This window comes from Longinema margulisiae (assembly GCF_025266855.1).
Lineage (GTDB): Bacteria > Spirochaetota > Brevinematia > Brevinematales > Thermospiraceae > Thermospira.
In genome coordinates this window covers 2,038,599-2,051,727 of the sequence record NZ_CP053071.1, presented here as the reverse complement: position 1 = coordinate 2,051,727, position 13,129 = coordinate 2,038,599, and the positions used below count along the sequence as shown (strand labels likewise).

At 46.3% G+C, this 13,129-nt stretch carries 11 protein-coding genes and 2 tRNA genes; 4 read left to right on the top strand and 9 right to left on the bottom strand.

Translation table 11 applies throughout. The features are described from left to right. Nucleotide 1 precedes the first annotated feature (1 nt). From BREVNS_RS09165 to BREVNS_RS09125, 9 genes are all read right to left on the bottom strand, one after another. A complete protein-coding gene (locus BREVNS_RS09165; RefSeq protein ID WP_483426706.1) occupies nucleotides 2-715 on the bottom strand; it encodes a tetratricopeptide repeat protein in 714 nt (237 codons plus the stop codon). A gap of 58 nt (nucleotides 716-773) precedes the next feature. Continuing rightward, the gene (locus BREVNS_RS09160; protein WP_483426705.1) at nucleotides 774-1,478 is read right to left on the bottom strand and encodes a HEAT repeat domain-containing protein; all 705 of its coding nucleotides are present in this window, start codon (nucleotides 1,476-1,478) and stop codon (nucleotides 774-776) included. Between the two features lie 89 nt (nucleotides 1,479-1,567). Then, nucleotides 1,568-3,931 (bottom strand): endopeptidase La, encoded by a 2,364-nt coding sequence (gene lon, locus BREVNS_RS09155; protein ID WP_483426704.1) that lies wholly within the window; start codon nucleotides 3,929-3,931, stop codon nucleotides 1,568-1,570. Between the two features lie 12 nt (nucleotides 3,932-3,943). Then, nucleotides 3,944-5,239: an ATP-dependent Clp protease ATP-binding subunit ClpX gene (gene clpX, locus BREVNS_RS09150; protein ID WP_483426703.1), complete on the bottom strand. Its 1,296-nt coding sequence runs from the start codon at nucleotides 5,237-5,239 to the stop codon at nucleotides 3,944-3,946. 3 nt (nucleotides 5,240-5,242) lie between these two features. Next, nucleotides 5,243-5,824, bottom strand: coding sequence for an ATP-dependent Clp endopeptidase proteolytic subunit ClpP (gene clpP / locus BREVNS_RS09145; RefSeq protein ID WP_483426702.1), 582 nt, complete (start codon nucleotides 5,822-5,824; stop codon nucleotides 5,243-5,245). Between the two features lie 106 nt (nucleotides 5,825-5,930). Beyond that, nucleotides 5,931-6,518: a tetratricopeptide repeat protein gene (locus BREVNS_RS09140; protein WP_483426701.1), complete on the bottom strand. Its 588-nt coding sequence runs from the start codon at nucleotides 6,516-6,518 to the stop codon at nucleotides 5,931-5,933. Then, nucleotides 6,481-7,890, bottom strand: a complete 1,410-nt coding sequence (gene murC, locus BREVNS_RS09135; protein ID WP_483426700.1) for a UDP-N-acetylmuramate--L-alanine ligase — start codon at nucleotides 7,888-7,890, stop codon at nucleotides 6,481-6,483. Before murC ends, BREVNS_RS09140 begins: the two co-directional genes overlap by 38 nt. Nucleotides 7,891-8,017: 127 nt before the next feature. Further along, nucleotides 8,018-8,092 (bottom strand) — tRNA-Val (locus BREVNS_RS09130). Nucleotides 8,093-8,102: 10 nt separating this feature from the next. Then, nucleotides 8,103-8,177: transfer RNA gene (locus BREVNS_RS09125), tRNA-Val, on the bottom strand. Between the two features lie 1,609 nt (nucleotides 8,178-9,786). On the opposite strand from BREVNS_RS09125, the gene BREVNS_RS09120 reads away from it, so the two are divergent. Genes BREVNS_RS09120 through BREVNS_RS09105 form a run of 4 tightly spaced genes read left to right on the top strand, consistent with a single transcriptional unit; the run spans nucleotide 9,787 to nucleotide 12,557 of the window. Beyond that, nucleotides 9,787-10,359, top strand: a complete 573-nt coding sequence (locus BREVNS_RS09120; RefSeq protein ID WP_483426699.1) for a FumA C-terminus/TtdB family hydratase beta subunit — start codon at nucleotides 9,787-9,789, stop codon at nucleotides 10,357-10,359. Then, entirely contained in the window at nucleotides 10,356-11,675 is a 1,320-nt protein-coding gene (gene rseP / locus BREVNS_RS09115) for an RIP metalloprotease RseP (RefSeq protein WP_483426698.1), read from the top strand. Before BREVNS_RS09120 ends, rseP begins: the two co-directional genes overlap by 4 nt. A 1-nt stretch (nucleotide 11,676) precedes the next feature. After that, nucleotides 11,677-12,324: a phosphoribosylglycinamide formyltransferase gene (purN, locus tag BREVNS_RS09110; protein WP_483426697.1), complete on the top strand. Its 648-nt coding sequence runs from the start codon at nucleotides 11,677-11,679 to the stop codon at nucleotides 12,322-12,324. Continuing rightward, nucleotides 12,312-12,557 carry a SemiSWEET transporter gene (locus BREVNS_RS09105; RefSeq protein ID WP_483426696.1) on the top strand — a complete coding sequence of 82 codons (246 nt, stop codon included), beginning with the start codon at nucleotides 12,312-12,314 and terminating at the stop codon, nucleotides 12,555-12,557. The genes purN and BREVNS_RS09105 overlap by 13 nt, the downstream gene beginning before the upstream one ends. Nucleotides 12,558-13,129 lie beyond the last annotated feature (572 nt).

Below are 13,129 nucleotides of genomic sequence, written 5' to 3'. Positions count from 1 at the left end.
ACTATCCGCCACCCTTTTCCTTCTTTTTGTACGCCAAACGCAAATGTTCAGTAATGATATCCTTCTGATGAGGAAGGGCATAATCAAGCGCTTTCTGAAGATACAGAATGGCATTCTCATAGTCCTCTGCAACGTAGTATGCCCATCCTAAACTATCATAATACGCCCCTGATTTTGGCGAAAGCTGAACAGCCTTCCGGCATTCACTGATGGCTTCAGAGAGATTTATGCCAAGTTCCGCATAGGTATAGCCCAGATTATTGTGGGCACCCGCATTGTTAGGATTGAGTTGTATAGCTTTGCGAAAGTGAAGAATAGCCTGATCATACCTCTTCATCTCAAAATACACATAACCTAAACTGGAATAGGCCATAGAACTCTGAGGATTGGTTTCTATCACCTTTCTGAAGTATCTCTCGGCATCCTCCCATCGAGCTTCCTCTGAAGCTATATATCCCAAAAGCATCCATGTTTGCATCTGCTGCGTGAGACTGATTTTCTTGGACTTCTCTACCAACTGGAGATAACGTTTTGCTTCCTCTTTCTTGCCCACATTCAAATAGCACATCCCTAAAAAATAGGCCAAAGTATCATCAAGTCCATACTGATCCTTCAAACGTTCAAGATCTTCCAGGGCCGCCGAAAACTGTTTCTTCTGGATAAAGGTCTTGTATACCCTATCGGTTTCTTTACGCAGTTCATCTGTGAGGGCCATATCACTCCTCTTCTCAAAAACAAAAAGGGGCTATCCTCGGAGAGCCCCTTTTTTTATTCTATTTTGTGTATGGTGCCTGGGTTCCTGTCTGCCCAGATTCCTTATCCTTTTCAAATACATTGGGTTCATTCCACTTGATCTGAGTAATACTCTTTTGAGCCACTTCCTTTACCGAATTGAGGTATGGTCCCTGCGTCACCCGCAACAGATAGACAAACGAAGACTTGTCTCCGATTTTTCCAAGGGCTTCACAGATATCGGCTACCAATCCATTGTCGGGAGTTTTCTCAAGTAAATCATACAGAATGGTAAGCACATATTTGTCCTTGGCCTTGTCGCCCATCAGTCCCAACGCCTGTACCGCTGCCCGCTTCACAATGAGGTCCTCATCCTGATAAGCCCGCGTAGCAAGCGCCTTCACCGCCCTTTCATCCCCTATCTGGGCCAAGGCCTTGGCGGCTACCAATCTCACCTGGTAGGTGTAAATCTTTCTTGTTCCCCCTACACGAATAATGGTTTCAGACCCATATCCAAGGGCCTCAATGAGAACAGGTACGGCCTCCTTTGCCTTGAGTTCTCCCAAACGGAGAATAGCCTTGATCTTCACTGGCACATCATCAGGGTCCTGAAGAGAAGCGGCTACAATGAGTTGATCAATAGACTCGGCTCCCAATGAGTTAATATACTCTTCGGTGATATTATGGGCTGCAAAAACCCACCCCCAAAGAATAAGTAACAGGCCTGCGATAAGATGCTTTCTCATATCCTGCCTCCTGTGTTTTCCTCTTTGCCATACGAGGAAATTTCCCCGTTCTATTCAACCATATCTATCGACTTTACCGGAAGCAAAACTTAAGTATTTTTTTCATTCTCTTCCGGTAAAAATATGAGATCAAGAACCTCTGTGGCCTTTTCCACATAATGAATGGTGAGGTCCTTTTTGATCTCATCGGCTATATCCGCGACATCTTTTTCGTTCTGTTTTGGAATGATCACCTCGTAAATACCGGCACGCTTGGTGGCCAAAAGCTTCTCCCTGAGTCCACCTATAGGAAGCACATCTCCCTTGAGAGTAAGTTCCCCGGTCATGGCGATATCATGCCGCGCCTTTCTCCCTGAAAAGGTAGAAACAATCGAACTCAGCATGGTAATCCCGGCCGATGGCCCATCCTTGGGAATAGCCCCCTGAGGCACGTGAATATGAAGATCATTCTCCTCAAACATCTGGGGGGCAATCTGATACCGCTCTGCAATGGAACGGGCATAGGAAAAGGCAATCTTTGCCGACTCCTGCATCACCTCACCAAGGTTTCCCGTGAGAATGAGGTTACCTTTTCCCTTGAAAATAGTAGACTCAATATAGAGCACATCCCCTCCACTCTCCGTCCATGCCATACCGGCTATCACACCAACCCTGGGCTCCTTCTGCATCTTGGTATAATCATAACGGGGAATACCAAGATATTCCTCCAGTTTTTTTCTTGTCACCACAAAACGAGAGAAATTCTTTTTGACTTTTTCACGGGCAACCTTTCGAACAATCTTGCCTATGTGTCTCTCAAGACTTCTCACCCCAGCTTCCCGGGTATAGCCACGAATAATCTGCAAAATCTCCTCATCAGCTATCCGAATCTTCACATCCCCAAGACCATTCTCCTGACATTGCTTTGGAAGAAGGAAGTTTTTGGCTATCATCTTTTTTTCAAGTTCCGTATAACCAGGTATTTCAATAACCTCCATACGGTCTCGAAGGGGATCTGGAATATTGTAGAGATTATTGGCCGTGGTCACAAAAAAAACATAGGAGAGATCCACATCAAGGGCAAAATAGTGGTCGTTAAAGGCATGATTCTGCTCCGGATCAAGGACTTCAAGAAGGGCGGCACTTGGATCACCCCGAAAATCCATGGTCATCTTGTCCACCTCATCTAAAAGAAAAACCGGATTCATAGAACCAGCCTTGCGCATCAGTTGCACAATCTTGCCTGGAAGTGCTCCAATATAGGTTCGCCTGTGTCCCCGAATCTCTGCCTCATCCCGTACCCCTCCTAAGGAAAAGCGAACAAAGTTTCGGTTCAAAGCATGCGCGATCGATTGAGCGAGCGAGGTTTTCCCCGTTCCTGGAGGTCCCACAAGACAAATGATCGGTCCCTTGGATTGGGGATTCAGCTGGCGAATAGCAATAAAATCAAGGATTCTCTCTTTGGCTTCTTTGAGACCATAATGCTCCTTTTCAAGGATATCCGCCGCAAGATTGATATCTTTGTTATCCTGGGTGTACAGATTCCAGGGAAACTCCACTACCCAGTCCACATAGGTATAGTTCATATGATACTCAGGAGAAGACGTTGGCATTTTTCGGAGTCTATCCATTTCCTTTTCAATCTTCTCCTTGACATGGTCGGGATAGGTGCGGTTTTTCATCTTCTCCCGCAGTTCCTGAAGATTGCTATCCTCTTCTATGATTTCTCCATCCTCTGCCTCGGTTTCATGGAGCTCTTTTTGAATCTCTTTGAGTTGTTCGTTGAGGATATATTTCTTCTGCTGTTTCTCAAGACGATGCTGTACCCTTTGATTGATGTCCTGCTCCATCCGGACAATATCTGTTTCCTTCTTGAGAAGGGCAAGCGTTTTGGTAAGACGCTGATTCAGGCTATTCTCCTCAAGAATCTGCTGACGCTCTTCTACAGAAGAAGGAAGATTGGACATCACGGCATCAATGAGTTTTTCAGGGGTGTTCACCTCAGCAAGGGCAAAAATCGTCTCTTTAGGTATCTTGTCGCTAATCTCGATATATTCAATAAAAGCATCCTTGAGAGCCCGAACAAAAGCCTCCACCTCTTCCTCATTCTCCACATAGGTTTCAAGGGGAACAACCTCTGCCCATGGAAAGTCCTCGGATTCAGCCTCCTGATACCGGAGATCAATGGCCTCAGCCCTCTCCTCCCCTTCCGCCACAAGACGAACAAGCCCGTTAGGAAGATTCATCATCTCCACAATTGTGGCTATACACCCCACCCGATACATATCATCCTGGGTGGGGGTCTCTACTTCTTTGTCTTTCTGGGCAATGAGAAAAAGCTTTGTGTTATGCTCATAGGCATAGAGAACCGCACGAATGGAACTTGGCCGTCCAATGATGAGAGGAACCACCATATGAGGAAAGACCACTACCCCCTTCAGCGGGATAATGGGAAGCTTTTGTTTCTCTGACACATGGCCTCCTTGCTACTCGAGAATAGGATCAGCTCTGTCTGTGATCACTTCTTTGGTAATAATACAGCGTCTCACCTCTGGAAGCGATGGCACCCGGAACATAATCTCTGTCATGGCCTCCTCAAGAACAGAACGAAGACCACGGGCTCCCGTTTTTCTTTCAATGGCTTTTTTCACAATGGCATCAATAGCCTCATCCGTAAACTGAAGATCAACGTTATCTATAGCCATGAGATACTCATATTGTTTGATCAGGGAGTTCTTGGGATCAAGCAGCACATGTCGAAGTTCCTCTTCTGTCAACTCGGACAACGTCCCGATCACAGGAAGTCTCCCCACAAGTTCAGGGATAATCCCGTACTTCACCAGGTCATAGGGAGTAACATAGGAGAGGATTTCTGCCGTATCCATCTTCTCAAACTGCTGACTACGAAACCCTATCTCCTTTTTGGCCAATCGTTGACGAATAATATCTTCGAGTCCAACAAAAGCCCCACCTACAATGAAAAGAATATTCGAGGTATTGATGAGGGGATTGAACTGCTGGGGATGTTTCCGTCCACCATACAGAGGCACAGAAGCCACTGTCCCTTCGATAATCTTGAGAAGTGCCTGTTGAACCCCTTCCCCCGAGACATCACGGGTGATAGAGGGACTCTCACTCTTTCGAGAGATCTTGTCAATCTCATCGATATAGACAATCCCCATCTCTGCCTTGGCAATCACGTGAGAAAACTCAGGAGAGGCTGGATCCACCGTCCCACCGCCTGCATTGAGAATCAAACGCTGGAGGACATTTTCGACGTCATCTCCTACGTATCCTGCCTCCGTAAGCGTGGTGGCATCAGCAATAGCAAACGGAACATTCAAAAGCTTGGCTAACGTCTTGGCAAGAAGGGTTTTTCCACTCCCTGTAGGACCGATGAGAAGCACATTGCTTTTGTCCAGTTCTACGGTTTCTTCTGAAAGCCCATGAAACTCTCCATGATGATGAAGAATACGCTTGTAGTGATTGTACACAGCCACCGCAAGAATCTTCTTCACCTTCTCCTGGCCTACCACATACTGATCAAGAAAACGCTTGATCTCCTCAGGGGTAGGAAGGCGTCTGATTTCATCCCCTATGAGGGAACGCTTTTGATCCTTCTCAATCATGGAGTAACAGCTTTGAATACAGTTCTGACATACATAGACATTGGCTTTGTCCACTGATTCAAAGATATACCCCCGGAAATGTTCCAGTGGCATTCCACAGAGGGCGCACTTTCTCAGTTGTTTCTTGGTTGAGGTTTCCTTGTGATCTGCCATCCCTTATGCCCTTTTCTCAATAATTTCATCGATAATACCATAGTTTTTGGCATCCACTGCAGACATAAAGAAGTCTCTATCCGTATCCTTCTCAATACGTTCTATCGGCTGACCGGTATGTTTTGCAAGAATGTTATCCAGCACCGATTTAATACGAAGCATCTCTTCAGCTTGAATCCTCACATCGGTAGCCTGTCCCTGGGTTCCCCCTGATGGCTGGTGAATCATGATCCGGGACTGGGGAAGGCTATAGCGCTTACCCTTGGTACCAGCGGCAAGAAGCACAGCCGCCATAGAAGCCGCCTGCCCTATACAGATCGTCGAAACGTCACACTTGATGAAATTCATGGTATCATAGATAGCCAAGCCTGCCGTAACCACCCCACCAGGAGAGTTGATATAAAGGTGAATATCTCTCTCTGGATCCTCTGCTTCCAAAAATAGAAGCTGAGCAATCACAAGATTGGCCACGTCATCATCAATAGGTGAACCCAAAAAGACGATCCTGTCCTTCAACAGTCTCGAATAAATATCATATGCCCTTTCACCACGGTTTGTTTGTTCTACGACATAAGGAACCAGCATCTTTCTCTCCTTTGAAAAATGAAACTATTACAATATACAGAAAAGACGACAAAAAGTCAAAATTCTCCAGCAAAAAACATACTTTCCCCCTCTTCCGATACGAATCCTATCGATTCGTAGGACCAGAAAACATCTTCTTTTTTTCTGCAAAACCAAAGGTAAGAAACTCCTCAAACTCCTTATAAAGCCCATAGACATCGGGATAATCGTACTCCAGTTCTCGTTCAAACACCTTGAGTTCGTTATAGAGTTTCCAGGCCTGGTCTAAGTATGTCTTCGAGTCTTTCCCCATCTTGACAAGGAGAATACCCGTATATACCTGATTATAATAGGAATTCTCACGGGATTTTCTTTGATTTTCAGGAAGTTGATAGCACTCGGCCGCCTTGAGATAATACTTGTAGGCAAGGGTGTACAATTTCCTTTGATCATAAATCCTGGCCAATTGAAAATAGATATCTGCTTCCGCTGGAATATATTGAGCCGCCATTTCATAATAGCGAATGGCTTGATTCCATTGCCGTTTTTCATAAAGCATATCGGCCACGCCCTTGGCACGAATACCCTTCATTTCTTCCTGAGAAAGAGAAGAAAAATAAAACCCATCCACTTCGATTTTTGCCTTGGCTACCGCTGAAAAAGAGAGAGAAAAGAGGCTAAGCCACAGAAAAAGCACTACTAATCTTCCATACATCGCCTGCTCCAAGGGTCACTAACACCGCCTGAGTACTCATAATTTGAGGAAGCACTTCCTTCACCTGTTCAAGTGAAGCAAAGTAGTAGAGTCTTGAATTTCCTCGAAGCTTCACAATCTCATCATAGATGAGTTTACTTGAGACATTCCCGGGATTGATCTCTCTCGCAGGATAGATCTCTGTGAGAATAATTCTATCAGCAAGAGAAAGCGCCTCAGCAAATTCACGATAAAAAGAAAGTGTCCGTGAGTAGAGATGGGGCTGGAACACTACCACCAGTTCGGCTCCCTTCTTCTCGGCCAATTTCCTTGCGGCCTTGAGAGTAGCACTGACCTCAGAGGGATGATGGGCATAATCATCTATCACCACCAGATCATCCGTCTGGTATTTCACCTCAAAACGACGGCTAGCATTCTGGAAAAGAGAAAGGGTTCGATAGATCACCTCTTGGGGTACCCCATGCAATTTGGCCGTTACAGCAGCAAGAAGGGCATTGTACACGTTGTGCATACCGGGAACATTCACATAGAAGGTTCCTATTTCCTCTTTTCCACGAACAAGGACAAAACGCGAAGAAAACTCTGAGAGTTCCACTTCCTTGGCCATAAAATCAGCCGGCGTCTGAATACCCACAGAAACCGCATGGGGAAGTTTCTGTTTGTCCACAATCTCTCTCAAAGGTTCATTGTCCCTATTGTACACGATAAGCCCATAGGGAGAAACATGATGAGTAAGATAGGTGGTAAAGGCCTTCTTGATGTTTTCAAAGTTTCCATAATAATCTAAATGGTCCGCATCCACATTGGTAATCACCGCTGTGTCCGGATACAGCTTGAGAAACGACTCAAATGCCTCACAGGCCTCATAAATAAAAAACTTTCCCTTTCCATCATATCCGGAGCCACCGATATCGGAGAGCTCTCCACCAACAGCCAAAGATGGATCAAGATTGGCCGCCAAAAAGATCTTGGCTAACATGGAAGTAGTCGTCGTTTTGCCATGGGTTCCTGAAACCCCAATGGCATACTTGGATGAGGCTAACATCTGAAGAAGTTTTGCTCGTTCAATCAGAGGAATACCCAATTGTTTTGCCTGAATGAGTTCAGGATTCTCATCTACTTTTACAGCGTTTGTATATACCACCAGATCGATATCTTCGTGGATATGATTGGCATGATGCCCTACAAAGACTTCCATACCCTTCTGTCTCAGGTCCTGAAGTGTGGCTGAATCGCTCCTATCAGATCCAGAAACCTGATGACCTCTTGCCCAGAGAATTCGGGCAAGCGCCGACATGCCAACTCCACCAATACCTACCAAAAAAATATGCAACCTGTGTCTCAACTGTTCAGAAGAAAAAAACGATCCCATACCACGCTACTCCTTTTTTCTGGCTTTTTTACTGCCCTATTATGTGTATCGGATTTCTTTCAAGAAAGATAAGTCTCCCTCTTTCAAGTAAGAAAAAGAGGGCTGTCCCCCGAGAGACAGCCCACTGTGGGTGGTACTGGATTCGAACCAGTGACCTTCTGCGTGTGGGGCAGACGCTCTGAACCAGCTGAGCTAACCACCCGTTTCGGATGTGGGCGGTACTGGATTCGAACCAGTGACCCCCTGCGTGTCATGCAGATACTCTAAACCACCTGAGCTAACCGCCCATCCATTGTTATTATTATAAGGCAAAAGAAAAATTTTTGCAAGGGAGTTGGAAAAAAAGTGCTCTGTCGTTCCACATATGAAACTGAATACCTATTTCGAGACCTTTGCACGAATGTGCGAAGGTCTCGAAAAAGTGGTAAAAAACAAAAAATAGTATAAAAATGTTCCTTAACGTAATAAATAAAACTATTCCTTTGAACAAAAAAAGACAAATAAGCCCTTGTAAATGGAAAAAACGGGGTTTCAGGGGCGTAGCCCCTGACCCAGACATGGGAGGAAAACACCCGTGCAAGGGTCTCATTTCCACATTTCTTATGAACAGGGAAACAACACAAAAGCTTTCTGTTATGATGCCTATTGAAAAAAGTTGCGCTTGAAAACATTACGGCAAGATAGGGCTATTACCCTGTTTCAGCTAAACCATCGTTCTTTGCTGAAACAAGGTCATAGCCCTCGCCCCTGCCGCGGTGCCATATCCAAAAAGCCTCTTCTGAAAAAGAAACCCTGCGGGCTGGTGAGAGAAGGCCTTGTTCTTTTACCCCTTTTTTTCTGTACCCCACTTCGACTTCGCTCAGTATCCACCGGGCCACTTTTGCGGTCGTTTCTCTTTTGCCGCAAGAGGGAAGTTCTCCCGGAGTGAGGGTGCAGGAGGAACGTGGGGCGACATCTTCTGTTGCTTTTCCCCACAAGCCCATCGAAGCGAAGCTGCAGAAACTTTTGCTGAGACATGGTGATAGGGCTTTTCATTCTTCCGTGGGGTAGAGTATGCTCTTTGCTATCACCATGTTTCAGCTTAGGAGGAGGTTTTTGCTGAGAAATGGTAAGAGCAAGAGACATGTGGTGTTTGTATAGATAAAGGTTAAACGTTTAACCGATGGGTTGTTTAGCTGAAACAAGGTCATAGCCCCGGGTCCTGTGGTCTCAGAAAGCCCCCTTGAGGCTGAAACATCGCCATAGCCTCCCCTCCCCTGCCTGCGGTGTCACCCGAGAGAAGCCCCTGCAGGGGACACGTGCCCTGCAGGCTGGTGGGAGAAGGCCCTGTTCTTTTATCACCCCTTTTTTTTCTGTACCCCACGGGCCGCTTTTGCGGTTGTGTGTCCTTTGTCGTGGAGTGGGGAAGTCCTTCCAGAGTGAGGGTGCGTATCAGTTGAAAATTGAAAGTTTGTAAAGTTTATAAAGTTGGGGGCAAGGTTCAGTAAGACGAGTTGTGGTTGTCGAAGTTCCGAGGACGAGGCAATGTCGCCCACGGAGGAAGGACTTGCCCTTCTCAAGGGAAATGTTCTCCCATGGCCCGCAAAAGCGGCCCATGTTCCGTCCGAGGCGCATGCGTAGCATGCGACGAGGACAATACCCTTCTGGAGCCGCCGCAGGGGCGGAAATGGGGTTTTCAAAAGGGGCGAAGCCCCTTTTGCCCCGCGCGGGAGCGCTTCGTGAAAAAAGGAATATTGGTAACAAAAAGAGCCCAAAACTTAAAGAGAAAAGATGGTTGAACAAGTATTCAGTTTTTGTGTGAAGATAATCGTTCTGTATGAATAGGGAACGACAAGAAAAAGTGCTCCTATTTGCCAGAAAACAAAAAATACTGTATACTATTACAGAGTTTTCAAAGTGGTAAGGATAAGAGTTGATATGGCAATCTCCCTTCAGTTCCCCACAGAGGATATCTCCCATCTCAAATGTGGCCAGATACTCCATCTGAGTGGTCTCATCTATACCGCACGTGATCAGGCCCATAAAAGGCTTGCAGAAGCGATACGAGACCAGAAGGGGCTCCCCATTCCTCTCCAGGGACAACTCATCTACTACTGTGGCCCTACTCCCCCACGGGAGGATGGACTTTTCGGGTCGGCTGGTCCCACAACCTCGGCCAGGATGGACCCGTTTACCCCCCTTCTCTTTTCAGCAGGACTCACCGCCTGTATGGGGAAAGGCCCAAGAAGTGAAGAGGTGAGACAGGCGTGTATGAAATACAAAAGTATCTATCTTCTCACCTTTGGAGGGGCTGGGGCCTTTTTAGCCAAACACATCACCTCTCAACGCCTTGTGGCCTATCCTGATTTAGGAACAGAAGCTATTTATGAACTCACCATAGAAGAATTCCCTGCTATTGTGGCTATTGATAGCGAAGGCAAGGCCCTCTCCGAAGGAGAATGGGCTTCTCTTCAGGAGGAAAACGCATGACCATTCTTTCGTATCTTGTAGCTCTTCTTCTTTTAAGTGTTATTGTTTTTGTACACGAACTGGGGCACTTTCTTGTGGCAAGATGGTTTGGGATCACCGTAGAGATCTTCTCTATCGGTTTTGGCCCGGAGATGATTGGTTTCACCAAGGGAACAACCCGCTATCGAGTCAGCTGGATTCCTTTTGGGGGATACTGTAAGATCAAGGGAGAACTGGAGAATACAACCCCTGATTCACTCTACGGCAAACCGGCACCGGTTCGTATTCTTGTGCTTTTTGCCGGGGCTGGATTCAATATTCTCTTTGCCCTGCTTGTGATGACCATGCTCTATACCGTGGGATACAAGGAGATCGTTCCCGCCCGGGTGGTGGACGTTATCGACACGCTCAATGGTCAGGTCTCTCCAGCCAAAGAGAGTGGCCTTCTCCCTGGAAGTGAGATTCTCATGATAAACAACCAGCCTGTTGCCACCTATCAGGATATTGTGGAAAAAATCTCCCTGAGTGCCAATACCCCGTTGACAATGGTGTATGTCAAAGACTTCCATACCAACCAGATAACCATCACTCCCCTGCTTTCCCCTTTCTCAGGGATGGGGGAAATCGGTATTCTCCCCGTGTATCACGTGGTTATCGGAGGTATCCTCTCCAATTCCCCTGCCGCTCAGGCAAAACTTAAAGCAGGGGATAGGATTATCGCCATTGATGGAAATCCCATCAGGTATTATTATGAATTCCGTGAAGCGATCCGGGAAAAAGCCTTCTCTCCTGTGAGTTTTACGGTGGTAAGAGAGAAAGAGACCAACACCATCACCGTCACGTTAGACCAGAGAGAAAACCGGGGGTTTTTGGGCATCAGTCTCTCTGGAAATCTTGCCTTTCCCGTGACTAACATGGTGAGAAGTGAAAACCTATTAGCCGCCTTCACAAAAGGAAGCACCGAACTCTGGAAGCAGCTTCTTCTCACCATCAAGGGATTCTCCCGGATGTTTGAGGGTAACCTTGGGGTTTCCCAGAATCTCTACGGACCTATCCGTATCGTGCGGGATACCGCTCTCATCACTCAGTGGTTGGATTTCTCTCTTCTTGCGCGTTTCATCGCTGTGATCAGCTTGGGTCTTGGACTTGCCAACCTGCTTCCCATCCCTGGACTGGACGGGGGACATATCCTCATCAATACCCTCGAATGGTTGAGTCGGCGAAAACTCCCTGATAGAATACGTATAGCCATTGAGAATATCGGTATCCTTGTCCTTCTTCTTCTTGGAACGTGGGTGCTTTCCAACGACATTACCAATCTTTTCAAAGGAAGGTAATATGTTTTTCAAACGAAAACATCGCTTAGTTATCCTTATTTCCGGTCGTGGTTCCAATATGAAAGCCATCATAGAGGCCGTGAGAGATGGACGTATCCCCAATACGAGGGTAGTAGGGGTTATCAGCGATAACCCGCAGGCTGAAGGACTCACCATCGCAAAAAAGTATGGCATCCGTGCCAAGTACATCTCCGCTGCTCCCTACAAAACAAAACTTGAAGGAAAAGCCGAAGAAAGATACATAGCCACCATCAAGCGCTGGAAACCCGATCTCATTATCCTCGCCGGCTTCATGCGGGTAATTAAGCCTCGTTTTATTCAAAGCTTCCCAAACAGAATCATTAACATTCACCCATCTCTTCTTCCGGCTTATCCAGGGCTTCATACCCACGAACGTGTCCTTGCCGCTGGAGAAAAAGAATCCGGATGTACTGTTCACTTTGTTAATGAAACCGTCGATGGAGGCAAACGCATCATCCAGGCTAGAGTACCGGTACTCTCAGACGATACCCCCCAGAGTCTCGCCGCCCGCATTCTCGAAAAGGAACACAAGATCCTCCCCTATGCCATACACCTTCTTCTTGAAAAAAAGATTTCCTACGACACCATCACTGAACCCCTCCAATGGAGAGAGGAATGGAATTTTTAGGATTTATCGCTGGTTTTTGTACCACCCTTTCTCTTGTTCCCCAGGTGATCAAGGTCATTCGGACACGACAAACAAGAGATATTGCCCTGGGTATGTACGTTCTCATGGTGATTGGCGTCTTTTTCTGGCTCTTGTATGGCCTGAGTACAAAGTCACCGTCGGTTATTGTAGCCAACAGTATCACCTTGGTATTATCTCTCATTATCCTTGTGTACAAACTTCGCGAGAAGTAAACCAAGAACAAGAGAAAAACGTTCTTCGTCGAAAAAAGCATATTTCCTGGATGCCCGTGGAAAAGATCTTTGGGGTTTCTTATGGAAAGTCTTGAGTATTCCATGGCTATTCCCTTGTTTCAGCCAACCACCCCCTGATTAAACGTTTAACCCACTGCCATACAAACCCCACACACCCCTTCCTATCACCCTGTCTCAGCAAACAAGCCCCCTTTGGCTGAAATAAGGGAATAGCAAAAATTTCCAGCGCCCTTCTCCCAGAGAGAAGAGCAGGTCCTAATACTATGTGTCAGCAAACATACGCTTCCCAAAGACCTTGGCTATTACCCTATTTCAGCAAAACCATATGCTCTGGGGTCAACGAGGATAGTACAATTGCTCCTTTGGCTATCACCTTATTTCAGCACCCCCCTTTTTTTGCTGAAACAAGGGAATAGCACGAGAAAAATTTCCTACCATAACAACTTTCTAACCACTTCTGGACAACCTTGACAACATTTTGATTACGTTTCCAACAGGAGACCTGAAAGAGAGAGAAAAGGATAAAGAAGTTACCCCTGGCTCAAAAGATT